The organism is Bradyrhizobium sp. USDA 4354, assembly GCF_054060315.1.
In genome coordinates this window covers 1,263,386-1,289,068 of record NZ_JBSSDC010000001.1, presented here as the reverse complement: position 1 = coordinate 1,289,068, position 25,683 = coordinate 1,263,386, and the positions used below count along the sequence as shown (strand labels likewise).

Sequence of the window (25,683 nt, the reverse complement as noted above, 5' to 3'; positions counted from 1 at the left end):
GCAGTCCGGTCCGACCCGATAGACAGATGGGAATTTGCCGATGCAAGCCTTCGATACCGATTTGCGCAATCGCATCATCAAGCTGGTGAAGGGCATCCTCGAACAGAACGCACTCACCGCCGACGTCACGCCACAGGCCAAGCTCGTCGATGTCGGCCTGACTTCGATGGACATGGTCAATCTGATGCTCGGCGTCGAAGCCGAATTCGACTTCACCATCCCGCAGTCCGAGATCACGCCGGAGAATTTCCAGTCGGTGGAGACGCTGGAGCGGATGGTCGCGACCCAGCTGCAGCCGGCGACCGCGGCTTAATTAAGGGCGCTACTCCCTCTCCGGTGTCGTCCCTGTGCATGCACTAGTGCGTGCGCAGGGACGACACTGAGTGTGAGGCGAGCGCTCCGCGTCCCTCACGACACCGCCATAACCCCTCCACCCCCGTTCCAAATCCGCCGCAAAACTGGCATAGCTTAACCATGTCACACGTGGCTGATACGGTGGAGCAGGCATGACGCAGGCGGTATTGGGCATCATCGGCGGCTCCGGCATCTATGACCTGCCGGGCCTCGAAGGTGCGCGCGAAGAGGTCATCGAGAGCCCCTGGGGCGAGCCGTCGGCGCCGCTGCGGCGTGGCTCCATCGCCGGCCTGCCGATCGTGTTCCTGCCGCGGCATGACAAGGGCCATCGGCTGTCCCCATCCGACATCAACTATCGCGCCAATATCGACGTGTTGAAGCGCGCCGGTGTTACCGACCTGATCTCGCTCTCGGCCTGCGGCTCCTTCAAAGAGGAACTGCCGCCCGGCACCTTCGTGCTCGTTGACCAGTTCGTCGACCGCACCCATAAGCGCGAGAGCTCGTTCTTCGGCCGCGGCTGCGTCGCCCATGTGTCGATGGCTCATCCGGTCTCGCCGCGGCTGCGCATCCATCTTGCGGCAGCGGCTGAGGCCGAGGGCATCGCGATTGCGCGCGGCGGCACCTATGTCTGTATGGAAGGGCCGCAATTCTCCACTTACGCGGAAAGCATGACCTACAAAACCCTCGGCTATTCCGTGATCGGCATGACCAACATGCCCGAGGCCAAGCTCGCGCGCGAGGCGGAGATCTGTTACGCCACCGTCGCAATGGTGACGGATTTCGATTGCTGGCATCCCGACCACGATGCCGTCACCGTTCAGGATATCATCCGCGTGCTGAACGCGAATGCCGACAAGGCGAAGACGCTGGTGACGCGGCTGGCCAAGGATTTCCCGCGCGAGCACGAGCCGTGCCCGATTGGTTCGGACCGAGCGCTCGACACCGCGCTGATCACGGCGCCCGAGGCGCGCGATCCGGAGCTTCTGAAGAAGCTCGACGCGGTGGCAGGACGCATCCTGCGGGCGTGATACGAAAGGCAGAATGCCATGAAGGTCGACGGCAAGCACTTCCGCAGCATCTGGCGCGAGCGTGATGGCTGGTCGGTCGGCGCGATCGACCAGCGCCGGCTGCCGCATGAATTCATCATCGCAAGGCTGACATCGTGTGAAGACGCGGCGGTTGCCATTCGTGACATGCTGGTGCGCGGTGCGCCGCTGATCGGCGCCACCGCCGCCTACGGCATGGCGCTCGCGATGCGTGAGGACGCCTCCGACGCCGGGCTGAAACGGGCCTATGACACCCTGGTCGTGGCGCGGCCGACCGCGATCAATCTGAAATGGGCGCTGGACGAGATGCGCGCGGCGCTCGCGCCGATCGATCCCGTTGAACGGGCGGAGGCGGCCTACGCGCGCGCCGACGAGATCGTCGAACAGGACGTCGAGATCAACCGCGGCATCGCCGGCAAGGGTCTGAAGCTGATCGAGGCGATCGCGGCGAAGAAGCCGGGCGAAGTGGTCAACGTTTTGACCCATTGCAACGCCGGCTGGCTCGCCACCGTCGATTGGGGTACGGCGACGGCGCCGATCTATCTCGCGCACGAACGTGGCATCAAGATCCACGTCTGGGTCGACGAGACCCGGCCGCGCAATCAGGGCGCCTCGCTCACGGCCTGGGAGCTCGGCCATCACGGCGTGCCGCACACGGTGATCCCGGACAATACCGGCGGGCACTTGATGCAGCACGGCATGGTCGATCTCGCCATCGTTGGCACCGACCGCGTCGCCGCCAATGGCGACGTCTGCAACAAGATCGGCACGTACCTCAAGGCGCTTGCCGCGCATGACAACGGCGTGCCGTTCTACGTCGCGCTGCCGTCGCCGACCATCGATTTCGCCGTGCATGACGGCATCCGCGACATCCCGATCGAGCAGCGCAGCGGCATGGAGGTCACCGATATGACCGGCCGCACCGCGGATGGAAGGCTGGAGACGGTGCGCATCGTGCCGGAGAACTCGCCGGTTGCGAACTACGCCTTTGATGTGACGCCGGCGCGGCTTGTCACCGGTCTCATTACCGAACGCGGCGTGCTGAAGCCCGATCGCGCCTCGCTGGCGGCGGCGTTTCCGGAGCGGATCGCCGCGGCGGAGTAGCTCTCGTAGGGTGGGCAAAGGCGCGAAGCGCCGTGCCCACTATCTGCTAGTGGTGGGCACGCTTCGCTTTGCCCACCCTACGGCATCGTGCCTTGCAACGACGGGTTTCCTAGCCCAGCTTCAGCCCCGTCGCCGTCTCGAGGTCCGCGATCGCCTGCGCCCCACTCGTCACCTTGATCGTGGTCATGCCCATTTCGCGCGCGGGCTTCAAATTCACGCCGAGATCGTCGAGATAGACGCAATTCTTCGGATCGACCTTCAGCGTCTCAACCATCAGCTTGTAGATGCGAGGATCGGGCTTGCGCAGGCCGATCTTGGCGGATTCGATGACGTGATCGAACAGCACCATCACCTCGGCGATGTAGAGGGAACGTCCCGTCATGCTGCCGATGGCGTTTGCCGGCAAATTGTTGGTGATGCAGCCCGTCCTGAATTGCGCCTTGATGCGCTTCAACGCCTCGACCATCTCGGGTCGCAGATCGCCCTGCAGCAGCGGCAGCACGTCGCGCCCGCGCACTTCCGCACCGAGTGCCAGCGACTCCTCGGCAAACAGACGATCGAACGTCTCGATATCCACCTCGGCCCGCTCGAACCTGGCCCAGGCGTTTTCCAGATGATTGGCGGCGTTGGTGCGCCGGATGATATCGGCGGGCAGGCCGCGCTCGGTCTCGAACCGCGTGAACGCCTCGAAGGGCGAGCTCGTCAGCACGCCGCCAAAATCAAAGATCACGGCCTCGATCGCCAATGTCCTGCCCTCGTCAATTCCTTCCCAAGAGGGCTAGCATGCGTTATCGGCAAGAGCCAGTCCGAAGCCGTCCCCCTTTCACCGATGCTGACGCCAAAAGCGTGTTCCCATGAAGAAGCTTGTAACTCTCATTCCAGCTGCGCTGCTGCTCGCCACGCCTGCCCACGCCATCGTCGGTGGCGGCACGCCGCAGGCCGATGGTGTCGCGCGCGCTGTCGTCACCATCGTCGGCTCGCGCGGCAATTTCTGCACCGGCAGTCTGATCGCGCCAAAACTGGTGTTGACGGTCGCCCATTGTGTGCAGCCCGGCGCCGATTACAAGATCGTCGATCGCGGCGGCGACGGCCAGCCGCAATTGCTGAACATCCGTACCGTCGCGATCCATCCGAACTTCAACATGCAGGCCATGCAGGCGCATCGTGCCACCGCCGACGTGGCGCTGCTGCAACTGGAAATTCCACCGAAGGGAAAATCCACGGTGACGATCGGCATGCCGACGATTCCAATTCAGGTCGGCAACCGCTTCGTTATCGCTGGCATCGGCGTCACCGTTCGCGGTGAAGGCAAGAGCGGCGGCACGACACGCGTTGCCGGCCTCGTTGCCACCGGTCAGCCCGGCACGCTCCAGATTCGCCTGGTCGATCCCGTAACCAACGGTGTTCGTGGCGGAATTGGCGCCTGCACCGGCGATTCCGGCGGCCCCGTGTTCGAGGACAAGCCGAACGGTCCCGTGCTCGTCGGTCTCATCAGCTGGTCGACAGGGCCGAACGGCGCCGCCGGTTGCGGCGGATTGACCGGCGTGACGCCGCTGACGCTCTATCGCGACTGGATCTTGCAGACCGCGCGGAGCTGGGGTGCGGCACTGTGATTTGACCGCGACTTGATCTATGTCATTTTGAAGCGGAGGTGCGGCGGGTGATCATGCCCGTCGCGGAGGAAGCGCGCCGTCCGGTCAAGGGCGGCCACAAAAGCAAGCAAGGCATAGAAGCAACAATGAATGTCGCTGTTCGCAGTCACGCCACCACCAAGCAGGCCTCGGAACATTTCGACGTGCTGATCGTCGGCGCCGGCATCTCCGGCATCGGCAGCGCCTATCATATCGAAAAGCAGCTACCGGGCACGAGCTACGTCATCCTCGAAACGCAGGCGAGCTTCGGCGGCACCTGGACCACGCATCGCTATCCCGGCATCCGCTCGGACAGCGATCTCCACACCTTCGGCTACAGCTTCAAGCCATGGGTCGGGCCGCCGATCGCGACCGCCGAGGAGATTCTCTCCTACATGAAAGAGGTGATCGACGACAACGATATCGCCCGCCACATCCGCTACAAGCACAAGATCAATTCCGCGAGCTGGTCGAGCGAACAGAATCTCTGGACCATCGAGGCAACGACCACCGATACGGGCGAGGCAAAGACCTTTACCGCAAACTTCCTCTGGATGTGCCAGGGCTATTACCGCCATTCGGAGGGCTACACGCCGGAATGGAAGGGCATGGACCGCTTCAAGGGCCGCATCGTCCACCCGCAGACCTGGCCGGATGATATCGATCTCACGGGCAAGAAGGTCGTCGTGATCGGCTCGGGTGCGACCGCGGCGACGTTGGTGCCGAACATTGCCGATAGTTGCGCGCACGTCACCATGCTGCAGCGTTCGCCGACCTATTTCCGGCTCGGCCGCAACGCCATCGAGATCGCCGAGGAGCTGCGCCGGCTTCAGGTCGACGAAGCCTGGATCCACGAGATCGTCCGCCGCAAGATTCTGTTCGAGCAGGACGCGTTCACGAAGCTCTGCCTCGCCAAGCCCGAGCAGGTGAAGAAAGAGCTGATCGGCCAGATCAGTGCGGTGCTCGGTCCCGACTACGACGTCGAGACGCATTTCACGCCGTCCTATCGGCCGTGGCGGCAGCGCATCGCGTTCGTGCCGGATGCCGACCTGTTCAAGGGCATCGCCAGCGGCAAAGCCTCGGTCGTGACCGACGAGATCGAATGCTTCGTCGAGAACGGCATCCAGCTCAAATCCGGCAAGCTGCTCGAGGCCGATGTCATCGTCACCGCGACCGGCTTCAATCTTGCCGCGCTCGGCGACATCGCCTTCGAGATCGACAGCAAGCCGCTCGCCTTTGGCGACACCGTCACCTATCGCGGCATGATGTTCACGGGCGTGCCGAACATGGTTTGGGTGTTCGGCTATTTCCGCGCCAGCTGGACGCTGCGCGTCGACCTGGTCGCCGATTTCGTCTGCCGGATGCTCGGACACATGAAGGCCAAGGGCGCAAGGAAAGTCGAAGTCAAGCTGCGTCCCGAGGACCACAACATGCCGATCCTGCCCTGGATCGATCCGGAAAACTTCAATCCCGGCTACATGATGCGCAACATGAACCTGCTGCCCAAGCGTGGCGACAAGCCGGAATGGCAGCACAGCCAGGATTACTGGACCGAGAAGGACGAGATCCCGAAGACGGATCTGGACGACAAGGCGTTTGTCTACGGGTGAGGGGGCTGCACGCGTAAGACGGTAAAGCTCGCCACATACTCTGCTGTCGTCCCGGGGCGCGAAGCGAACCCTGGACCCATAACCACAGGCAGAGGTGGTTAGGGGGACTCGGAGTTACCAACTCGCGCCAAACATCACCCTGTGGTTATGGGTCCCGGCGCTCCGCTCTAGACAACGCTGCGCGTTGTCGGGAGCTACGCTTGTCCGGGACGACACCGCTTGTCGGGTGAACGGCGGGCCAAGTCACCTGCACAGCGACTACGAATTCCGTCTCGTCGCATTCGTCGCAATCGCGGCCGCGGCGGTCCGGTTCTCCACGCCGAGCTTGGCGTAGATCTGCTCCAGATGCTTGTCGACCGTGCGCGGGCTAAGGCCCAGGATTTGCGCGATATCGCGGTTGGTCTTGCCTTTGCTGAGCCAGGCCAGCACCTCTCCCTCACGGGTGGTGAGGCCGAGCTCGCTGGTGAATTCGGGCGGCAGCGCGGTGCCGGACTCCCTGGAGAGCCGCAGCAGGAACTCGTTCGGCGCGGTCTCACCCATGTAAAAGAGCCGAAGTTGCGGATTGTCGGGCAAGAAGGCTCCTTGAGACTTCGAGCTGCCCTTGGCCTTGGCCTGTTCCAGCCATTGCAGCAGGGATGGCGGCAGGATGAAGTCGTCGGCCTGTGCGCCGTGATGATCCGATAGCAGCTTCTGCGCCTGCGGCGTCGCCCACAGCACGTTGCCCTGGCGATTGACCGCGAACAGGAAACGACCGGAGACGTCGAGCGCGGCGCGCGCGCTCTGGGTCAGCCGGGCATTGCCGAGATGGACGCGGATGCGCGCCAGCATCTCCTCGATCACGATCGGCTTGGTCACGTAGTCGACGCCGCCGGCCTCCAATCCACGCACGATGTGCTCGGTCTCGGCAAGACCCGTCATGAAGATCACCGGCACATTGGCGAGACCCGCATCGCGCTTGAGCCGGCGGCAGGTCTCGAACCCGTCGATGCCGGGCATCACGGCATCGAGCAGCACGATGTCGGGCGTGATTTGGTCGATGATACGCATCGCCGAGGCGCCGTCGAGTGCCACCATCACCGTCATGCCGGCGCCATCGAGCGCGTCGGTGAGCAGCCGCAGCGTCTCCGGGGAATCGTCGACAACGAGCGCGACATCGCGCTTCTTTGGTTCAATGCTCATAAGCATGCAACGTCTTCAATGTGGCCATGTACCGGTCGAGATCGAAGCGATCGACCAGCGATCGCATCTGCGCGACGAAGTCGGCGTGCTCGGGATGCTCGCTGCCGATCTCGTCCAGCTTCAACTGGATGCCTTTGACGTAGCCGATCCGGCCGAGCCCGATCAGCGCCTCGATGTGCCGCAGCGGCGGCTTCGATCCGGTCTCGGGATGCCAGAGCGGCACCGCGACCTCGTCCGAACCGTATTGCCATTCGATTTTCAGGAGCTGGCGGATCGTCTCCAGGAGCCGCGGGATATCGATCGGCTTCATCAGGTAGCCGTCGTGGAAGGGTTGCGCCAGCGGCGCGCCGTGGGCCTCGATCGCGCTTGCCGAGACCATCAGGATGCGCGCCTGGTGATGGCCGTTCGCGCGCAAGGCTTCTGCAACGGCCCAGCCGTCCATGGCCGGCATCGAGATATCGAGCAGGAACAGATCGGGACGGCAATGTTGCGCGAGTGCCAGGCATCCGGCGCCGTCGGGCGCGCTGAGCAGGATGAAGCCGAGCGGTGTCAGCACCTCGCGCAAGAGGTCGCGATGCACCGGGTCGTCGTCGGTGATCAGGATCGTCTTGCGCGCGCCGTGATAGCCGGAAACCGGCGCCTCCACCGGCGCGATGCGCTGGGGATTGGTGACCTCCGAGAGCAGGATCTTGACCTTGAACGTCGAGCCGGTGCCGACCGTGCTGGTGACCTTGATGTCGCCGCCCATCACGCCGGCGAGCAGGCGGCTGATGGTTAGCCCGAGGCCGGTGCCGGTCTGCGGCTGCGAGACGCCGAGCGCACCGCGCTCGAAGGGCGCGAAGATGCGCTCGAGATCATCGCCCTGGATGCCCGGGCCGGTGTCGATCACCTCGAACTCGGCGACGGGGCTGCGATAGTGCACGACGAACTGCACGCTGCCGGTCTGGGTGAACTTGATGGCGTTGGAGAGCAGGTTGATCAGCACCTGGCGCAGCCGCTTCTCGTCGGCATAGACGACGACCGGCAGATGCGCCGGCCGCCTGAACACGAAATCGATGCTCTTGGCCGCGGCCTGGAGGCGGAACATGCCGACGAGCTGGTCGAGGAATTCGCTTAAGCGCACCTCGTCGCGCGACAGATACAGCCGCCCCGCCTCGATCTTGGAGATATCAAGGATGCCGTCGATCAAGCCGGAGAGGTGGTCGGCGCTGCGGCGGACGACGCGGACCTGGTCGCGCGGCTTGGCGCCCAGCGTCGTGTCCTGCTCGAGCAGCTGCGCATAGCCGCTGATCGCATTCAGCGGCGAGCGCAGCTCATGGCTCAGGCCGACCACGTAGCGGCTCTTGGCGAGGTTGGCGGATTCGGCGACCTCCTTGGCACGCTGGAGCTCGGCGTCGGTGCGCTTGTGCGCGTCGATCTCCTGGATCAGCAGCACGGTCTGCCGCCGCGTCTCGGCCTCGGCGGCGCGGCGGCTCTGCTGGGCGAGCACGAACAGCCAGGCCACCACGCCGATGATGATGCTGAGCGAGAAGAACACCTTCCACAGCACGTTCGAGACCAGCATGTTCTCGCCATGCACGGTCGCCGACGTCTGCAGATAGATCAATGCCAGCACCAGGGCGACCAAGCCGGCGGAGACCACGAACACGCCGATATAGTGGCCGAGTTGCGAGTTGATCCGGGCGTAGATCGGTTGCGGCATCAGCCTGCCCAGCGTCTCCGACACCTGCGCCTGGATTCTTGCGTGCGGCTTGCAGAGATCGTGGCAGCGTGCGTCCAGCGAACAACACAGCGAGCAGATCGGCCCGGCGTAAGCGGGGCAGGAGGCCATGTCCTCGGGCTCGAACGAGTGCTCGCAAATGCAGCACTGGATCGCCTCGATGTTCTGCCAGCTCCGCTTCGGCTTGCGTGCGATGTAGTACTTGCCGTCTGTGGCCCAGGCAATCAACGGCGCGGCGAGGAAGGCCACCGCGAGGGCGATGAAGGCCGACAGCGCCTTCGCGACAGGCCCGAACAGGCCGTAAAAGGCGCTGATGGAGACGATGGTCGCGATCGTCATCGCGCCCACGCCGACCGGATTGACGTCGTAGAGATGCGCGCGCTTGAATTCGATCTGCTGCGGCCGCAATCCAAGCGGCTTGTTGATGACAAGATCGGCGACCAGCGCGCCGACCCAGGCGATCGCGACGTTGGAATAGAGCGCCAGCGTCTGCTCCAGGGCCTTGTAGACGCCGATCTCCATCAACAGCAGTGCCACGATGACGTTGAAGACCAGCCAGACCACGCGCCCCGGATGGCTGTGGGTCAAGCGCGAGAAGAAGTTCGACCAGGCGATCGAGCCGGCATAGGCGTTGGTGACGTTGATCTTGACTTGCGACAGGATGACGAAAGTGCCTGTCAACGCCAGCGCGAGGTCAGGCTGCGACAGCACATAGCGGAACGCTTCGAGATACATATGCGCCGGCTCGGCGGCCTCCTCGGGCGGCACGCCGTGGCTGAGCGCGAAGAAGGCGAGAAACGAGCCGGCCAGGAGTTTCAGCGCGCCAAGCACGATCCAGCCTGGTCCTGCGCTCATCAGCGCCATCCACCAGGAGGCCCTCGAGGCGCGGCGGTCGCGCGGCAGAAATCGCAGGAAGTCGACCTGCTCGCCGATCTGCGCCACCAGCGAGAACACGACCGAGGCCGCAACGCCGAACAGCAACAGATCGAAATGCCCGTTGAGATCGCCGTGCTCGCCCGAGAACTTGCGCCACTCCGTAAAGGAGTGCGGGTTGTGCCAGGCGATCGCCGCGAACGGAATGATGTGAAGGATCACCCATAGGGGCTGCGTCCACAATTGGAAGCGGCTGATCAGCGTGATGCCGTAGGCCACCAGCGGGATGATGACGACGGCGCTGATGAGATAGCCGACCGGGCGCGGAATCCCGAAGCACATCTCGAGCGCGGAAGCGAGGATCACGGCTTCGATCGCAAAGAAGATGAAGGTGAAGGACGCGTAGATCAGCGAGGTGACGGTCGAGCCGATGTAACCGAATCCGGCGCCCCGCGTGAGCAGGTCGATATCGATGCCGCATTTGGCGGCGTAATACGCAATGGGCACGCCGCAGCAGAAAATGATGATCGAGACCACAAGGATGGCGGCAGTTGCGTTGGTGACGCCATAGTTCAGCGTGATGGTGCCGCCGATCGCCTCCATCGCCAGGAACGAGATCGCGCCCAGCGCAGTGTTGGCGACGCGGGCAGCGGACCAGCGGCGCGCGCTCTTCGCCGTGAAGCGCAGCGCGTAGTCTTCCAGCGTCTGGTTGGCGACCCATTGGTTGTACTGGCGCCTGACGCGGTCTATTCGCTGCCGCCCTGCCACTTAACCCCCACTCCCGATACGGACCCGGAGCCCTCGCAAATTCCGTACCAAAAGCCTACGTCGGCATTTTGCGGTGCAGTATACGCGATCTTGCGTATGCTTGCGCTGCATAAATTCGAGCCATCCTCACGGCACCAATCGCGTGTTCTCGAACAAAAGTGGGGTGCTCATGTCAGACGAAGCAAACAAGGGCCTGTTGTCGCCGCTGCGGCGCAAATTGTTGATGGGGATGGCCGCCGTGCCGGCTATCACGATGCTGCCGCGGGCGTCCTTTGCGCAGGCCCCGGCGACCTCGGCGGTCAATACCACGGGCCTTGCGGTCACCGACACCGAGGTGACGGTCGGCATCCTGCACTCGGCGACGGGCACCATGGCGATCTCCGAGACCGGCTCGATCGAGGCCGAAAAGCTCGCCATCGAGCAGATCAACGCCATGGGCGGGGTGCTCGGCCGCAAGATCAAGTTCATCCAGGAAGACGGCGCCAGCGACTGGCCGACCTTTGCGGAAAAGGCCAAGAAGCTGCTGGTCAACGACAAGGTGGCGGCGATCATGGGTTGCTGGACCTCGGCCTCGCGCAAGGCGGTGCTGCCGGTCATGGAGCAGTATAACGGCATGCTCTATTACCCGACCTTCTACGAAGGCCTCGAGCAGTCCAAGAACGTCATCTACACCGGCCAGGAGGCGACCCAGCAGATCCTCGCCGGCCTGAACTGGATCGCCAAGGAGAAGGGCGCCAAGACCTTCTTCTTCATCGGCTCCGACTACATCTGGCCGCGTACCTCGAACAAGATCGCGCGCAAGCATGTCGAGAACGTGCTGAAGGGCAAGGTCGTCGGCGAGGAGTACTATGCGCTCGGCTCGACCCAGTTCAACTCGGTCATCAATAAGATCAAGCTGACCAAGCCCGACGTGATCTTCACCGACGTGGTCGGCGGCTCCAACGTCGCCTTCTACAAGCAGCTCAAGGCCGCCGGCATCGACCTCGCCAAGCAGCCGCTGCTGACGATCTCGGTGACCGAGGACGAGATCGACGGCATCGGCGGCGAGAACATTGCGGGCGCCTATGCCTGCATGAAGTACTTCCAGTCGCTCGACAATCCCAACAACAAGACCTTCGTGCCCGCGTTCAAGAAGATGTGGGGCGAGAAGACCGTGATCGGCGACGTCACCCAGGCTGCCTATCTCGGCCCGTGGCTGTGGAAGTTGACGGTCGAGAAGGCCGGCTCCTTCGACGTCGACAAGATCGCCGCGGCGTCGCCGGGCGTCGAGTTCAAGGGCGCGCCGGAAGGCTATGTGCGCATCCACGAGAACCATCACCTCTGGTCGAAGACCCGGGTGGGGCGCGCCAAGCTCGATGGCCAGTTCGAGCTGATCTACGAGACCGCCGATCTCGTCGAGCCGGACCCGTTCCCGAAGGGCTACCAATAAGCCGCAGCGCCTGTCGCGCCTCCCTCAACTCCAACCGCTCCCTGGCGTGGACCGCAAATCCACGCCCAAGACCCCGCGTCGCGAACCTGCTCGCGACGCGGGACCCTTTCCCCGACGGAGGACATCGATGTTCGGCGACTATTCGCTTGGTGACCTTGGCTCCATCTTCGTCATGCAGGGCTTTGCAGGACTGATCCTGTTCTCGGTCTACGTCCTGATGGCGCTCGGGCTTGCCATCATCTTCGGCCAGATGGGCGTCATCAACATGGCCCATGGCGAGTTCATGATCCTCGGCGCCTACGTCACCTGGATGACCTCGAATGTCTTCCAGTCTTATTTGCCCGGCTTGTTCAGCGGCTATTTCTTCCTTGCGATGATCCTGGCCTTTGTCGCGTCCGGCGCATTGGGGATGCTGGTCGAGTGGGTGCTGATACGGCATCTCTACAAGCGCCCGCTGGATACGCTGCTTGCGACCTGGGGCCTCAGCCTGATGCTGCAGCAGGCCTATCGCTCCGTGTTCGGCGCGCGCGAGGTCGGCGTCGAGCTGCCGCAGTGGATGCTGGGCTCGCTGCACGTCACCGACAGCATCGAAGTGCCGATCAACGGCGTGTTCGTGATGGGTCTCACCGTTCTGATCACCATCGCCGTCGCTTATGTCATGTTCAAGTCGCGGTGGGGCCGGCAGGTGCGCGCCGTGGTGCAGAACCGCATCATGGCCGGTGCGGTCGGCATCAACACCGAAAAGGTCGATCGCTACACCTTCGGGCTCGGCTGCGGCATCGCCGGCGTCGCCGGCAGCGCCTTCACCATGATCGGCTCAACCGGGCCGACCTCCGGACAGCTTTACATCGTCGACACGTTCCTCGTGGTCGTGTTCGGCGGCGCCGCGAGCCTGCTCGGCACCATCGCCTCGGCCTTCTCGATCTCGCAGACGCAATCGACCCTCGAGTTCTTCATGTCGGGCTCGATGGCCAAGGTGCTGACGCTGCTCGCCGTTGTCGGAATCCTGATGCTGCGGCCGCAGGGGCTGTTCGCCCTCAAGGTCCGCAAATAACGAGAAGCAGGCAAGTCATGATCATCAATTCACGCTTCTTCAACCGATCCGAACTGATGGGCTTCATTGCCTTGGCCGCAGTGTTGTTCGTGATCCTGCCGCTGTCGCTGGATGTGTTCCGACTCAATCTGGTCGCGAAATATCTGACATATGCCTTTGTCGCGATCGGCCTCGTGCTGTGCTGGGGCTATGGCGGCATTCTGAGCCTGGGGCAGGGCGTGTTCTTCGGCCTTGGCGGCTATTGCATGGCGATGTTCCTCAAGCTCGAGGCCTCGAGCGTGGAGAACACCAAGATCCAGTCGACGCCGGGCATCCCTGATTTCATGGACTGGAATCAGATCACGGCGCTGCCGTTGTTCTGGCAGCCGTTTCACAGCCTCACCTTCACCATTCTCGCCATCATCCTGGTCCCCGGTCTGTTCGCCCTGATCATTGGCACCGCGATGTTCAAGCGCCGTGTCGGCGGCACCTATTTCGCGATCATCACGCAGGCTGTCGCTGCCATCCTCACCATCCTGATCGTCGGTCAACAGGGCTATACCGGCGGCATCAACGGCATGACCGATCTCCGCACGCTCAAAGGCTGGGACATCCGGCCCGACCACGCCAAGATCATCCTGTACTTCGTCGAGGTGGTGCTGCTGTTCGCCTGTATCGGCATCGCGCAGTTCATCCGCCTGACCAAGCTCGGCCGCATCCTGGTCGCGATGCGCGAGCAGGAGGACCGCGTCCGCTTCTCCGGCTATAGCGTCGCCAATTTCAAGATATTCGCCTTCTGCATGGCCGCGGTCTTCGCCGCGATCGGCGGCGCCATGTTCGCGCTCAATGTCGGGTTCATGTCGCCGTCTTTCGTCGGCATCGTGCCATCCATCGAGATGGTGATCTACACCGCGGTCGGCGGACGGATGTCGATTTTCGGTGCGGTATGGGGCGCCATCCTGGTGAACTTTGCCAAGACCAGCCTGTCGGAATCGTTCCCGCAGCTCTGGCTATTCGGCCTCGGCGCGCTGTTCATCGCGGTGGTGCTCGCTTTCCCGAACGGCCTGTCCGGGCTCTGGGCCGACTACGTGCAGCCACGCATCGATCGGCTGTTCGGCTCGCGCAAGAGGAAGCCGGGCTGGAACGACAATTCGGTCGCCGACGGCGCACCGGCAGAGTGAGGAGGCCATCATGCTCATCGGTCATCACGATGCCGATGCCGCGCTGGCAGTGAGGAGATAGATCATGCTCATCGGTCATCAGCCCAAGGAATTCCTGCTCGCCGTCTCCGGACTGACCGTCTCGTTCGACGGGTTCAAGGCGGTCAACGATCTCTCCTTCTACGTCGAGGAGAATGAGATTCGCGTCATCATCGGCCCCAACGGCGCCGGCAAGACCACCGTGCTCGACCTGATCTGCGGCAAGACCAAGGCGACCTCGGGCTCGATCCAGTTTCGTGGCAAGGAGCTGACGAAAATGAAGGAGAACGAGATCGTGCAGACCGGCGTCGGGCGCAAATTCCAGACGCCGTCGGTGTTCGAGGATCTCACCGTGTTCGAGAACCTCGAGATCTCGTTTCCGCGTGGCCGCACCGTGTTCGGCTCGCTGACCTTTCAGCGCGACCAACTGGTGAAGGACCGGGTCGAGGAGGTCGCGGAGATGATCTTCCTCAAGGACAAGCTCAATACCTACGCCGACGAGCTCAGCCATGGCCAGAAGCAGTGGCTCGAGATCGGCATGCTGCTGATCCAGGATCCCGACTTGTTGATGCTGGACGAACCCGTCGCCGGCATGAGCGTGTCCGAACGCGCCAAGACCGCCGAGCTGCTCAACCGTATCATCAAGAATCGTTCGGTGCTGGTGATCGAGCACGACATGAAGTTCGTCGAGGACATCGCGCACAAGGTCACCGTGCTCCACCAGGGTCAGATCCTCTCGGAAGGGACGATGGAGAAGGTCAAGAACGATCCCAAGGTCATTGAAGTGTACCTGGGGCACTAGCGCATGATCCCGGAAAGTGGCGTCCGGTTTCCGGACAAGATCATGCGCAAGAAATAAGGAGCACGCTGATGCTGGCAATTTCCGATCTCCACGTCGCCTACGGCCAGAGCGAGGTGCTGCATGGGCTCAACGTCAAGGTCGCGCCCAACGAGATCGTCGCCATCATGGGCCGCAACGGCATGGGCAAGACCACGCTGATGAAATCGCTGATGGGCATCCTGCCGGCCAGAAGCGGCTCGGTGACCATGGACGGCGCCGAGCTGGGCAGCCTGCCGAGCTATGAGCGCGTCGCCAAGGGTCTCGCTTATGTGCCGCAGGGCCGCATGATCTTCTCCACCATGACCGTTAAGGAGAACATCGAGACCGGCCTCGTCGTCTCCGGCGGATCGGAGGTGCCTGAAGACATCTACGAACTGTTTCCGGTGCTGCTGGAGATGAAAGGCCGCCGCGGCGGCAACTTGTCCGGCGGCCAGCAGCAGCAGCTCGCGATCGCGCGTGCGCTCGCGACCAAGCCGAAAGTGCTGCTGCTGGACGAGCCAACCGAGGGCATCCAGCCGTCGATCATCAAGGAGATGGCGCGCACGCTCAAGCGCATCCGCGACGAGAAGGGGCTTTCGATCGTCGTGTCCGAGCAGGTCCTGAGCTTTGCACTCGACATCGCCGACCGCGTGCTCGTGATCGAGAACGGCGAGATCGTGCGCGACGATCCGCGCGACGCCGTCGATGCCGCGCAGGTCTCGAAATATCTGTCCGTCTAACCAACCGTAGTAAAAGGGGAGCATCTCGATGCCAGAGACACTGATCAAGGTCGATCTCACCAAGTCGGCTTACGAAAATGACATGGTGCACAACCGCTGGCACCCCGATATCCCGATCGTGGCCTGGGTCAATCCCGGCGACGATTTCATCATCGAGACTTATGACTGGACCGGCGGCTTCATCAAGAACAACGATTCCGCCGACGACGTGCGCGACATCGATCTATCGATCGTGCACTTCCTCTCCGGTCCCATTGGCGTCAAGGGCGCCGAGCCGGGCGATCTCCTCGTCGTCGACCTGCTCGACGTCGGTCCGCTCAAGGAGAGCCTGTGGGGCTTCAACGGCTTCTTCTCCAAGCAGAATGGCGGCGGCTTCCTCACCGACCACTTCCCGCTGGCGCAGAAGTCGATCTGGGACATCAAGGGCCTCTATACATCGTCGCGCCACGTGCCCGGCGTGAATTTCGCCGGGCTGATCCATCCCGGCCTGATCGGCTGTCTGCCCGATCCGAAAATGCTGGAGACCTGGAACAAGCGCGAAGCCGAGCTGATCTCGACCAACCCGACCCGCGTGCCCGGCCTTGCCAATCCGCCATTCGCACCGACCGCCCATGGCGGTCGCGCCAAGGGCGACGTCAAGGCCAAGATCGGCGCGGAAGGCGCGCGCACGGTGCCGCCACGCGAGCACGGCGGCAACTGCGACATCAAGGATCTCTCGCGCGGCTCGAAGATCTACTTCCCGGTCTATGTCCCCGGCGGCGGTCTCTCGATGGGCGATCTGCACTTCAGCCAGGGTGACGGCGAGATCACCTTCTGCGGGGCGATCGAGATGGCCGGCTGGCTGCACCTCAAGGTCGACGTCATCAAGGACGGCGTCGCGAAGTACGGCATCAAGAATCCGATCTTCAAGCCGTCGCCGATCACGCCGAACTACAAGGACTACCTGATCTTCGAAGGCATCTCGGTGGACGAGGCCGGCAAGCAGCACTATCTCGACGTCCACATCGCCTATCGCCAGGCCTGCCTCAACGCCATCGAATATCTGAAGAAGTTCGGCTACTCCGGCGCCCAGGCCTATTCGATCCTCGGCACCGCGCCGTGCCAGGGCCACATCTCCGGCGTAGTCGACGTGCCCAATGCCTGCGCCACGCTATGGCTGCCGACCGAGATCTTCGACTTCGACGTGATGCCGTCGGCGGCCGGACCCATCAAGCACATCACCGGCGACATCCAGATGCCGATCTCGCCGGACAAATGATCCCTGCGCGACGGGATGCGGGACGGTCGGCGTTGGCCGCCCCGCATCCGCCGCAGGTGAGTTGAACAGGCAAGAGCGTGGGGATGATGTAAATGCCGGTCTACGAATATCTTTGTGACGATTGCGGTCCCTTCAAGGACCTGCGCCCGATGGCGGAATGCGACGATCCGCAGAGCTGCCCGCACTGCGAAACGCTGGCGCCGCGGGTGATCCTGACCGCGCCGAACTTCTTCTGCATGCCGGCGGACAAGCGCAAGGCGCACGCCGTCAACGAGCGCAGCACCCACGCGCCACAGACGCTCGCGCAATACAAGGCCTCGCACGGTCCCGGTTGCGGCTGCTGCTCCTCGGGCAAGACCGTGAAGGACAAGGGCTCGACGGACAGGAAAAAGCCGGCGCGGCTGATGACCAAGACCAGGAGCGGCGCCAAGGGCTTTCCGACGGCGCGCCCCTGGATGATCAGCCACTAACCCACGCGATGACTTCAAACGAATAAAGACAGGAACGCTCAAAATGCTTCACGGCGACATCTCCAGCAGCAACGACACGGTCGGCGTCGCTGTGGTGAACTACAAGATGCCCCGCCTGCACACCAAGGCCGAGGTACTCGACAACGCCCGCAAGATCGCCGACATGATCGTCGGCATGAAGGTCGGCCTGCCCGGCATGGACCTCGTGATCTTCCCGGAATATTCCACGCAAGGGATCATGTACGACTCCAAGGAGATGTACGAGACGGCGTCGGTGGTGCCGGGCGAGGAAACCGCGATCTTCGCCGAGGCCTGCCGCAAGGCCAAGGTGTGGGGCGTGTTCTCGCTCACCGGCGAACGCCACGAGGAGCATCCGCACAAGGCACCCTACAACACCCTGATCCTGATGAACGACAAGGGCGAGATCGTGCAGAAGTACCGCAAGATCATGCCATGGGTGCCGATCGAAGGCTGGTATCCCGGCAATTGCACCTATGTCTCCGACGGACCGAAGGGCCTGAAGGTCAGCCTGATCATCTGCGACGACGGCAACTATCCGGAGATCTGGCGCGATTGCGCCATGAAAGGCGCCGAGCTGATCGTGCGTTGTCAGGGCTACATGTACCCGGCCAAGGAACAGCAGGTCATGATTTCCAAGGCCATGGCGTGGGCCAACAATGTCTATGTCGCCGTCGCCAATGCCGCCGGCTTCGACGGCGTCTACTCCTATTTCGGTCACTCCGCGATCATCGGCTTCGACGGCCGCACGCTCGGCGAATGCGGCGAGGAGGATTACGGCATCCAGTACGCCCAGCTGTCGAAGCATCTGATCCGCGACGCGCGCCGCAACGGCCAGTCGCAGAACCATCTCTACAAGCTGGTCCATCGCGGCTACACCGGCATGATCAATTCCGGCGACAGCCCGCGCGGCGTCGCGGCGTGCCCGTATGATTTCTACAAGAACTGGATTAGGGATCCCGAAGGCACGCGGGACATGGTCGAGGCGATGACCCGCTCCACGCCGGGCACCGACGAGTGTCCGATCGACGGAATCCCGAACGAGGCGGCGGCATCGAACTATTAAGCGATTGCTGCTGCCAATCGAATTGAGTGCGGTGCGTGCCCCGGACGATCGACTGCTGATGTGAATGTCCGTCCATAAGCGCAGATGCTCTGACGCATCTTCGTATGCGCGGGATGGGAAGCGTGTACCCGGAAAACCGTGGCGCAGTTGCAACATGGCCCGTTGAATATGCCCAAGTTGCGACCCCATCGACGGATTCGCGGGATACCGTAGTTTTACCGGCCATCCTGATGGCCTAAGTTCCTCGCCGCGCCGCTGGGGGCGCCGGGGTGAGGGGAAGGGCGTGGGGGCTTGGTTGCCATCGAGCGGGCGAGGTTGCCCGCGCCGAAATGCCACGGCAATGCGCATGGCCTTCTGGATGAGCCTTGCCTTGGGAGCGATCGCCGCGACTCCCCCCGCGAGAGCGCAACAATTCTTCAATGGATCACAGACCACGCCGAACGGTGCCGTCAACGGCGGTGGCGGCGTGTGGGACGCGACCACCACCAACTGGACGGACTTTTCCGGTTCGACCAGTACTGCTTATGATGCGTCGGTGGCAGCTGGCACAATATTCGGCAGCGGCGGTCCCTCGACGCCGGCAATGGGCGGCACGGTGACGGTCGCGCCAGGCGGCGTGCAGCTCACGGACCAAGTGGTCTTCGACCTCACCGGCGACGGCTCGATCTATACGATCCAGGGTGGCGATCTCAGGCTGGCCCCGGGTGGCACCACGTTCTTCACCAACGACGTCACCGGCACCGGCGATCCCTCGGCCGCGATCGCGTCCCACATCACTGGCAGCGGCGGCATCAACGTGCAGGGGCCCGGCTTCCTGGCGCTGCTCGGCGTAAACACCTATACCGGCGACACTTTCATCTGCAACTGCGGCTCACTGCAGCTTGGCGATGCGACCCATGCCGCCAGCATCATCGGCGCTGTCACCAATGAGGGCCTCTTCAACATCGTCAATGCCGACATGTCGGGCGTCACGTCGCTCCTGAATGAATTCTCGGGTCTGACGCTGTTCCGCAACGCGACCTCCGCCAGCTCGATGGCGATCACCAACAGGGGCCAGTTGTTTTTCGGAGATCCGGCCGGGGGCGGGACTGATACCGCGACGGCCGGCCGCGCGACCATCATCAATGATGGCGGCTTGACCGGCTTCTTCGGCCGGACCAACGCGGGCACGGCCAGAATCACCAACCAGAATGGTGGCGGCACGATATTCGTCGAACAATCTTCAGCCGGCTCGGCGACCATCGTCAACAAGGATTTCAGCGGGACCGTGTTTGGTGCGCTGGCCGGATCCGATGCCGCGACCGCGGGCAATGCGACGATCATCAACGAGTCGGGCGGCCTGACCAATTTCGGCGCGTTCACCACGGCAGGCAACGCCACCATCATCACTCAGGACGGCGGCAAGACCGAATTCTTCGACAATTCCACCGGCGGCAACGCGCGCTTTGTCACAACCGGGACAGGCATCGTCGATTTCGGGGTGAGCTTGGGTCCGAATGGCGACGGCCGCATCACCGCCGGTTCGATCGAAGGCAGTGGCTTCTACTACATCGGCGGCGGTAACACGCTCGTCGTCGGCGGCAACAACCGCACGACCGAGGTCAGCGGCGTCATCGGCGATTACGATCCCTGCGGCTGCGGTCCCGCCGGTCCGGGGTCACTGGAAAAGGTCGGCAGCGGCACGCTGATCCTCTCCGGCACAAACACCTATACCGGCACGACCACGGTGAACGGCGGCATCCTGCGGGTCGACGGCAACATCTCGCAATCGAGCCTGACGACCGTGAACGCAGGCGGTGCGCTGTTCGGCGCAGGAATCGTCGGCAACACCGTTATCGCCAATGGCGGCATCTATGCGCCTGGCGATGGCGGGCCGGGCTCGAGCATGTGGGTTCAAGGCAACCTCGCCTTCCAGTCCGGTGGGCTGTACCTCGTTCAGGTCGGTAGCGGAACCACCGCGAGTTTTGCCAACGTTTTCGGCAACGTTACCCTGAATGGCAACGTCGGCGTCTCGCTCTATGCTGGCAGCACCATATTGCCCCGATACACGATCATGCAGTTTTCCGGCACTGCTACCGACAATTTTGCCGGCGTTGCCGCACCCGGTGGTCTTGTCGGCACGACCACCGTGGATCCCAGTGGCACTGTCTACCTCAATTTCACGCTCGATTACGGCGCGAAGTACGCGCTCAACGTCAACCAGAAGAACGTCGCCGCCACGATTCAGAATTTCTTCAACGCGAACGGCTTCCTGCGAGCCGAGTTCGCTGGCCTCGGTCCCAACGGCTTGACGCAGGCCTCTGGCGAGTCGGCGACAGGTTCGCAGCAGACGACGTTCAACGCGATGAACCTGTTCCTCGGCCTGCTGACGGATGTCTACGGCTCGGGTCGCAGTGGCACTTCGGGTGCGACACCATATGCCGATGATGCGAGCGCAAGTGCTTATGCGGCGGCTGGCAAGACCACGCGTGGTAAGGACGCGCGCGACGCCTTCGCCTCGATCTACCGCAAGGCTCCGGCTGCGACTTTCGAACAGCGCTGGGATGTGTGGGCGGCCGGCTATGGCGGCTCGCAGACCACCGACGGCCATGCCGCGCTCGGCTCGAACAACACCACCAGCAGTATCTACGGCACGGCTGTCGGCCTCGACTATCGTTTCTCGCCGTCGACCCTCGCAGGTTTCGCGCTTGCCGGCGGCGGCACCAGCTTCGGCGTCAACGGCCTCGGCTGGGGCCGATCCGACCTGTTCCAGGCCGGCGCTTTCGTGCGTCACAGCGCTGGACCTGCCTATGTCGCGGCTGCGCTTGCTTATGGCTGGCAGGATGTCACCACCAATCGCATCGTCACAGCCGCCGGCTTCGACCAGCTGCGCGCCCAGTTCAATGCCAACGCGTTTTCGGGCCGTGTCGAGGGTGGCTATCGCTACGCCACGCAATGGGTCGGCGTCACACCCTATGCGGCTCTCCAGGCCACCATGTTCAGCCTTCCAGGCTATTCGGAGTTCGCGGTGGCCGGCAGCAACGTCTTCGCCCTCAACTATGCCGCCAAGGATGTGACCAGCACCCGCACCGAGCTCGGTCTGCGTGCGGACAAGTCATTTGCCGCGGCCGGCGGCCTGATGACCCTGCGCGGCCGCCTCGCCTGGGCGCATGATTACAACCCGGATCGTACCATCGGTGCGGTGTTTCAGACCCTGCCTGGATCGGCCTTCGTCGTGAACGGTGCCGCGCAGGCGCGCGATTCCGCGTTGACCACGGCCTCGGCGCAGTTGACTTGGATGAACGGCTGGTCCGCGTCGGCGACCTTCGAAGGCGAGTTCTCGAACGTTACCCGTTCCTATGCCGGCAAGGGCCTCGTGCGCTACGCGTGGTAAGCTACCGCTTCTGCTCCGTGGGCCTGCGCGGTGGGCGCGGGGGTGCGGGCGCCGGCGTGCCGCTCATCTTGTTGGCGGCTTCGCTGACGTCGAGCAGCGAGCGGCGAATGTCTTCGAGGTAGCTCGCCGACTTCTTCTTCATGGTCCCGGCAAGCTCGTGCAGTCCCTGGATCTTCTCGAACAGCTCGTCGGCCTTGCCGTCGACGAAGCCCGGCACCGCGCCCTCGATCTTCGCGACCGCCTTGTCGAATCCCGCAAAGGCGCTGTCGGCCTTGGTCATGACCGAATCGATTTCCGCGCCCTTGCTCCTGAGATCGGCGGTGTAGGTCTCGAACGTGCGCAGGCCGTCCTTGATCGCTGGGGCGTTGTTCACGATGGTGCGGTCGACACTGTGCAGGGTTTCGACGATGGTTTCGGCGTCGCTGAGATCGGCCGTCAGCACAGGGATGCCGTCTGCGTCCAGCGGCACCGGTGGTGCAGAGGGGGCGCCGCCGATCAGTGAGATCGCGGCAACGCCGGTGAGGCCCTGGAACTCGATGCCGGCCACGGTGTCCTTGCGGATCGGCGCGGTGTTGTCGAGCATCACCAGCGCCACGATCCTGCGCGGGCTGTCTAGCTTGATCGACAGGATCTGGCCGGCGGGCACGCCGTCGAAATTGACCGGCCCACCGCGGCGCAGTCCGCTGGCGGAGCCGCCCTCGAACACCACACGCAACTGGCTGCGGCTCTGGATCGTGCGCCACTTCTGCACGCCGAGCAGGCCGCCGAACGCCACGGCGATCGCCGCCAGCGTTGCCGTTCCGATCACAAGATTGCTCGCGCGCGCCATAAGGGAAGATTTTAAGGCCAAAGCAGGGAAGTGGGAAGGAGCCCGGATGGAGCTTTGGCCCGCAATATTAGAGCGGGCGGGTTAACGACTTGTCCGCCGTGGTTCGAAGAGAAGGCGGAAGCGTAACCCCGCCGCCGCCTTACGGACCTACGACGCCCTCAATGCCCAGCCGCGCGTCTTGCCGCGGCGTTGTTGAGCACGATCAGGGCATCGACGGCCACGCCCGTCCTGGTGTTGATCAGGAACGGGTTGATGTCGACCGAGGCGATCCGGTCGCCGGCATCCGCAATCAGGTTGGACAGCCCGACCAGCGCCTTCACCGCCGACGCCTCGTGCAAGGCCGGCCTGCCGCGATAGCCCCGCATCTTGATGCCGGCCTTGGTGCGGCCGATCAGGAGCCGGGCTTCGGCCTCGTCCAGCGGCGCGCCGGCGAGCGCAACGTCCTTCATCAGCTCGATGTCGATGCCGCCGGTGCCGAACAGCACGACAGGCCCCATCTCGGCATCGAGCGAGGCGCCGACCACCAGCTCGAGCTCGGCCTTGACCTGCTGTGCGATCAGGATGCCATCAAGCTTTGGCCTGCCCTTCAGCTTCGCCACCCGCGCCGTGATGTCGGCGAACGCCTTCTTCACCTCGGCCGCGCTGTTGAGATTCAGCACCACGCCGCCGATGTCGGACTTGTGCAGGATCTCTGCGCTGACGACCTTTGCCACCACCGGAAATCCGATCTGCTTGGCAATCTTCACGGCTTCCGCCGCGGTCTGTGCGATCGCCTCCTTCGAGATCGGGATGCCATAGGCCTTGAGCAGCTTCTTCGAGGCGATCTCGTCGAGCGCGGCGCCAGTCGCAGATCTCAACGTCTTCTCCAGCATGGCGCGCGCGGCAGGTTTCGAGCTCGAGACGATATCGGGCACCTCTTTGCGCAGTTTCGCGTAGGCCAGCAGCGACTCGATCGCGGTCACCGCGCGGTCCATGCCCTGCAAGACCGCGAGATGCGGCAGCGATTTGCGCAAGCCTTTGGTGAATTCGGTGAAGCCGATCGACATCGCACTGATATAGATCACCGGCTTGCCGGCCTTGCTCGCCATCTCGTTGACGATGCGTAAGTTGCGCTCGCGCAGCTCGTGCGGCGCTTTCGGCAGCTCGGCATCGATGATGACGATGTCGATGTCAGGGTCGTCGATCATCAGCTTGATCGATTTCATATAGACCGAGGGATCGACCACCGCGGCAAAGCCGGCGTCGAGCGGATTGCCGACGATCGAGCCGGGGCCGAGCATCTTCCCCAGCTCCGAGCTGACATGCGGACTCAGTGGCGCGAAATTCAGGCCGGCGGCATAGAAGGCGTCGATCAGCATGCCGCGCTTGCCGCCGGAGAGCGTGACGGCGGCGAGCCGATCGCCTTTGGGCACGGCAGAGTGAACGAAGCATTCGGTGGTCTCGATCAGCTCGTCGAGGCCGCCGACCCGGATCACCCCTTCGCGCGTCGCAATCGCGTCGAACGTCTCGATCGAGCCGGCGAGCGCGCCGGTATGTGCCATCGCCGCGGCGCGGCCACCCTCCGACGCCCCGAGCTTGAGTGCGATCACGGGCTTGCTCGCAGCGCGCGCCGCCTTGCAGGCGTCGCGGAAGGCCTTGGTGTTGCGCACGCCTTCGAGGTAGACAACGATCACCTTGATGCTCGGATCCTCGGCGAAATAGCGCATCAGGTCCGGCGTTTCGAGCCCGGCCTCATTGCCTGTCGTCACCATGTAGCCGACACCGACACCCCGATCTTCCAGCGCCTGGCGGATCGCCATGACGATGGCGCCGGATTGCCCGGCGATCGCCACCGCACCTTGTTCCATGGTCACGACGCGATCGTCGATATTGGTGAAGAGCTTTTCGCCGGCGCTCAAGTTGCCGAGGCAGTTCGGGCCGGTGACTGCAAGCCCCGTCTCGCGCACGGCCGCCTGCAATTCGGCGGCAAGCTTCTGGCTTTCGTCATCCTGCAACTCGCTGAAGCCCGAGGTGACGATAGTGGCCGAACGCGCGCCGGCGGCGGCGGCGTCGCGGATCACCTGCACGGCGAAGCGCGCAGGCACCAGCACTAGGACATGATCGGGCTTTTCGGGGAGGCTCGCAAAATCCTTGTAGCAGGGGACGCCCCAGATGACGTCGCGCTTGGCGTTGACCGGATAGAGGCCGCCCTCGTAACCGTACTTGACCAGATTGTTCCAGATGCGCTCAGCATAATTGCCGGGCTTGTCGGTCGCACCCACCAGCACGATGTTGTGCGGGTGCAGCATGGCGTGGATGCCCTTGACGATGTCGCTGGCATCTGGCGGCGGAGACCATGGAAGGGACGCGGACGCAGCAGACACATGGGCTTCCATGGTGTGACCTCACCTGTTGTTCTTCTTTGGTGTCGCGTCGCTCTGTTCTATGGCGAGTCCTTCGGAGTGGCAACCATGTGGGTGTCATGCCGTGAGGCGGAATGAAGTCCTCATCGGCGTGTCGCACCGCTCCAGCGGGCGATCTATCTGTCAGCTTCAATCAATGTTGCGTGCAGGATGTAGCGCTCGGGGCCGGATGTGACGGCATCGAATGGCCAGCAGGTCGCGAGAACAAGCTCGAAACCCTGTACGATGGGATCGATGCCGGATGCATCGAAGCGAACCACGGCCGACGAATCTGCGCGATAGCGAAAATGTCGACCGTCGCTGCGTGTGACATCGATGACGTCACCCATGGCAACGTTCCGCAGGAAGCGGAAATGAGTGTCGCGATGGGCGGCATAGACGGCAATCCCGCGTTCGCCCGCATCAGCCGTGTGCTGGATATGGCCGGGTCCGAAAGCGAGTGCCTGCCCGCTCGCGCCTTCCAGCACGATGGCGCCGGCGCCGATCCGCTTGACCTCGATCCGCGCGACCGGCCAGGTGTCGGCCCACGACCACGGCTTCACCGCCTGTCCCGTCGCAACGCTTCGGTCGAATGCCCGCTCCAGCAGCACCTGCGCCAGCCATGCCTTGGCGTGGATGTAAGCACCGTCGCCGAACAGGATGAGGCCGATCAGCGCCACTACCAGGGGAGAAATGAGGCGGGGCATTGTTTCCACATTCGTAAAAAAAGGCGCGCGCGGCCGTTTGTAGGGGACGGGCAGCCGCGCGCGCTAACAGAGGAG

At 63.4% G+C, this 25,683-nt stretch carries 20 protein-coding genes; 14 read left to right on the top strand and 6 right to left on the bottom strand.

Translation table 11 applies throughout. The annotated features are described in order from the left end of the window. Nucleotides 1-40: 40 nt before the first annotated feature. From ACVIIV_RS06090 to mtnA, 3 genes are all read left to right on the top strand, one after another. On the top strand, nucleotides 41-313 hold the full coding sequence (locus ACVIIV_RS06090; RefSeq protein WP_456743389.1) for a phosphopantetheine-binding protein: 273 nt from the start codon (nucleotides 41-43) through the stop codon (nucleotides 311-313). Between the two features lie 193 nt (nucleotides 314-506). Continuing rightward, on the top strand, nucleotides 507-1,382 hold the full coding sequence (locus tag ACVIIV_RS06085; RefSeq protein WP_456743388.1) for an S-methyl-5'-thioadenosine phosphorylase: 876 nt from the start codon (nucleotides 507-509) through the stop codon (nucleotides 1,380-1,382). An 18-nt stretch (nucleotides 1,383-1,400) separates the two neighbouring features. After that, on the top strand, nucleotides 1,401-2,504 hold the full coding sequence (mtnA, locus tag ACVIIV_RS06080; protein ID WP_456743387.1) for an S-methyl-5-thioribose-1-phosphate isomerase: 1,104 nt from the start codon (nucleotides 1,401-1,403) through the stop codon (nucleotides 2,502-2,504). 109 nt (nucleotides 2,505-2,613) lie between these two features. Here mtnA and ACVIIV_RS06075 read toward each other — a convergent pair whose 3' ends face one another. Further along, complete coding sequence (locus ACVIIV_RS06075; protein ID WP_456743386.1) at nucleotides 2,614-3,249, bottom strand: HAD-IA family hydrolase; 636 nt, start codon at nucleotides 3,247-3,249, stop codon at nucleotides 2,614-2,616. 109 nt (nucleotides 3,250-3,358) lie between these two features. Between ACVIIV_RS06075 and ACVIIV_RS06070 the strand changes: the two genes are divergently transcribed. Continuing rightward, the gene (locus ACVIIV_RS06070; RefSeq protein ID WP_456743385.1) at nucleotides 3,359-4,117 is read left to right on the top strand and encodes a S1 family peptidase; all 759 of its coding nucleotides are present in this window, start codon (nucleotides 3,359-3,361) and stop codon (nucleotides 4,115-4,117) included. Between the two features lie 125 nt (nucleotides 4,118-4,242). Then, nucleotides 4,243-5,745 (top strand): flavin-containing monooxygenase, encoded by a 1,503-nt coding sequence (locus ACVIIV_RS06065; RefSeq protein WP_456743384.1) that lies wholly within the window; start codon nucleotides 4,243-4,245, stop codon nucleotides 5,743-5,745. A 258-nt stretch (nucleotides 5,746-6,003) separates the two neighbouring features. On the opposite strand, the gene ACVIIV_RS06060 is transcribed toward ACVIIV_RS06065, so the two are convergent. Further along, entirely contained in the window at nucleotides 6,004-6,930 is a 927-nt protein-coding gene (locus ACVIIV_RS06060) for a response regulator (RefSeq protein WP_456743383.1), read from the bottom strand. Then, a complete protein-coding gene (locus tag ACVIIV_RS06055) occupies nucleotides 6,914-10,285 on the bottom strand; it encodes a hybrid sensor histidine kinase/response regulator (RefSeq protein WP_456743382.1) in 3,372 nt (1,123 codons plus the stop codon). Before ACVIIV_RS06055 ends, ACVIIV_RS06060 begins: the two co-directional genes overlap by 17 nt. Nucleotides 10,286-10,454: 169 nt before the next feature. Between ACVIIV_RS06055 and urtA the strand changes: the two genes are divergently transcribed. From urtA to ACVIIV_RS06010, 9 genes are all read left to right on the top strand, one after another. Next, nucleotides 10,455-11,714: an urea ABC transporter substrate-binding protein gene (gene urtA, locus ACVIIV_RS06050; RefSeq protein WP_100235887.1), complete on the top strand. Its 1,260-nt coding sequence runs from the start codon at nucleotides 10,455-10,457 to the stop codon at nucleotides 11,712-11,714. Between the two features lie 127 nt (nucleotides 11,715-11,841). After that, nucleotides 11,842-12,768, top strand: a complete 927-nt coding sequence (gene urtB, locus ACVIIV_RS06045; protein WP_456743381.1) for an urea ABC transporter permease subunit UrtB — start codon at nucleotides 11,842-11,844, stop codon at nucleotides 12,766-12,768. A gap of 17 nt (nucleotides 12,769-12,785) precedes the next feature. After that, nucleotides 12,786-13,928 carry an urea ABC transporter permease subunit UrtC gene (gene urtC / locus ACVIIV_RS06040; protein WP_456743380.1) on the top strand — a complete coding sequence of 381 codons (1,143 nt, stop codon included), beginning with the start codon at nucleotides 12,786-12,788 and terminating at the stop codon, nucleotides 13,926-13,928. A gap of 64 nt (nucleotides 13,929-13,992) precedes the next feature. After that, nucleotides 13,993-14,748, top strand: coding sequence for an urea ABC transporter ATP-binding protein UrtD (gene urtD, locus ACVIIV_RS06035; RefSeq protein ID WP_456743379.1), 756 nt, complete (start codon nucleotides 13,993-13,995; stop codon nucleotides 14,746-14,748). 68 nt (nucleotides 14,749-14,816) lie between these two features. Next, complete coding sequence (urtE, locus tag ACVIIV_RS06030; protein ID WP_456743378.1) at nucleotides 14,817-15,506, top strand: urea ABC transporter ATP-binding subunit UrtE; 690 nt, start codon at nucleotides 14,817-14,819, stop codon at nucleotides 15,504-15,506. Between the two features lie 28 nt (nucleotides 15,507-15,534). Then, on the top strand, nucleotides 15,535-16,764 hold the full coding sequence (gene fmdA, locus ACVIIV_RS06025) for a formamidase (RefSeq protein WP_456743377.1): 1,230 nt from the start codon (nucleotides 15,535-15,537) through the stop codon (nucleotides 16,762-16,764). A gap of 92 nt (nucleotides 16,765-16,856) precedes the next feature. After that, nucleotides 16,857-17,234: an FmdB family zinc ribbon protein gene (locus ACVIIV_RS06020; RefSeq protein ID WP_456743376.1), complete on the top strand. Its 378-nt coding sequence runs from the start codon at nucleotides 16,857-16,859 to the stop codon at nucleotides 17,232-17,234. A 43-nt stretch (nucleotides 17,235-17,277) separates the two neighbouring features. Continuing rightward, on the top strand, nucleotides 17,278-18,318 hold the full coding sequence (locus ACVIIV_RS06015; protein WP_456743375.1) for an aliphatic amidase: 1,041 nt from the start codon (nucleotides 17,278-17,280) through the stop codon (nucleotides 18,316-18,318). A 346-nt stretch (nucleotides 18,319-18,664) separates the two neighbouring features. Next, the gene (locus ACVIIV_RS06010) at nucleotides 18,665-21,691 is read left to right on the top strand and encodes an autotransporter outer membrane beta-barrel domain-containing protein (RefSeq protein WP_456743374.1); all 3,027 of its coding nucleotides are present in this window, start codon (nucleotides 18,665-18,667) and stop codon (nucleotides 21,689-21,691) included. A 1-nt stretch (nucleotide 21,692) separates the two neighbouring features. On the opposite strand, the gene ACVIIV_RS06005 is transcribed toward ACVIIV_RS06010, so the two are convergent. From ACVIIV_RS06005 to ACVIIV_RS05995, 3 genes are all read right to left on the bottom strand, one after another. Next, the gene (locus ACVIIV_RS06005; RefSeq protein WP_456743373.1) at nucleotides 21,693-22,520 is read right to left on the bottom strand and encodes an MlaD family protein; all 828 of its coding nucleotides are present in this window, start codon (nucleotides 22,518-22,520) and stop codon (nucleotides 21,693-21,695) included. 158 nt (nucleotides 22,521-22,678) lie between these two features. Continuing rightward, on the bottom strand, nucleotides 22,679-24,895 hold the full coding sequence (locus ACVIIV_RS06000; protein ID WP_456743372.1) for an acetate--CoA ligase family protein: 2,217 nt from the start codon (nucleotides 24,893-24,895) through the stop codon (nucleotides 22,679-22,681). Nucleotides 24,896-25,038: 143 nt separating this feature from the next. Further along, the gene (locus ACVIIV_RS05995; RefSeq protein WP_456743371.1) at nucleotides 25,039-25,608 is read right to left on the bottom strand and encodes a class GN sortase; all 570 of its coding nucleotides are present in this window, start codon (nucleotides 25,606-25,608) and stop codon (nucleotides 25,039-25,041) included. Between the last annotated feature and the right edge of the window lie 75 nt (nucleotides 25,609-25,683).

Coding starts and splice junctions, on each gene's coding strand:
- ACVIIV_RS06005 (WP_456743373.1), bottom strand. CDS start 22,520: ATGGCGCGCGCGAGCAATCTTGTGATCGGAACGGCAACGCTGGCGGCG.
- urtA (WP_100235887.1), top strand. CDS start 10,455: ATGTCAGACGAAGCAAACAAGGGCCTGTTGTCGCCGCTGCGGCGCAAA.
- ACVIIV_RS05995 (WP_456743371.1), bottom strand. CDS start 25,608: ATGCCCCGCCTCATTTCTCCCCTGGTAGTGGCGCTGATCGGCCTCATC.
- mtnA (WP_456743387.1), top strand. CDS start 1,401: ATGAAGGTCGACGGCAAGCACTTCCGCAGCATCTGGCGCGAGCGTGAT.
- ACVIIV_RS06090 (WP_456743389.1), top strand. CDS start 41: ATGCAAGCCTTCGATACCGATTTGCGCAATCGCATCATCAAGCTGGTG.
- ACVIIV_RS06060 (WP_456743383.1), bottom strand. CDS start 6,930: ATGCTTATGAGCATTGAACCAAAGAAGCGCGATGTCGCGCTCGTTGTC.
- ACVIIV_RS06065 (WP_456743384.1), top strand. CDS start 4,243: ATGAATGTCGCTGTTCGCAGTCACGCCACCACCAAGCAGGCCTCGGAA.
- ACVIIV_RS06015 (WP_456743375.1), top strand. CDS start 17,278: ATGCTTCACGGCGACATCTCCAGCAGCAACGACACGGTCGGCGTCGCT.
- urtE (WP_456743378.1), top strand. CDS start 14,817: ATGCTGGCAATTTCCGATCTCCACGTCGCCTACGGCCAGAGCGAGGTG.
- urtC (WP_456743380.1), top strand. CDS start 12,786: ATGATCATCAATTCACGCTTCTTCAACCGATCCGAACTGATGGGCTTC.
- ACVIIV_RS06000 (WP_456743372.1), bottom strand. CDS start 24,895: ATGGAAGCCCATGTGTCTGCTGCGTCCGCGTCCCTTCCATGGTCTCCG.
- ACVIIV_RS06070 (WP_456743385.1), top strand. CDS start 3,359: ATGAAGAAGCTTGTAACTCTCATTCCAGCTGCGCTGCTGCTCGCCACG.
- urtB (WP_456743381.1), top strand. CDS start 11,842: ATGTTCGGCGACTATTCGCTTGGTGACCTTGGCTCCATCTTCGTCATG.
- ACVIIV_RS06020 (WP_456743376.1), top strand. CDS start 16,857: ATGCCGGTCTACGAATATCTTTGTGACGATTGCGGTCCCTTCAAGGAC.
- urtD (WP_456743379.1), top strand. CDS start 13,993: ATGCTCATCGGTCATCAGCCCAAGGAATTCCTGCTCGCCGTCTCCGGA.
- ACVIIV_RS06010 (WP_456743374.1), top strand. CDS start 18,665: ATGGCCTTCTGGATGAGCCTTGCCTTGGGAGCGATCGCCGCGACTCCC.
- ACVIIV_RS06085 (WP_456743388.1), top strand. CDS start 507: ATGACGCAGGCGGTATTGGGCATCATCGGCGGCTCCGGCATCTATGAC.
- fmdA (WP_456743377.1), top strand. CDS start 15,535: ATGCCAGAGACACTGATCAAGGTCGATCTCACCAAGTCGGCTTACGAA.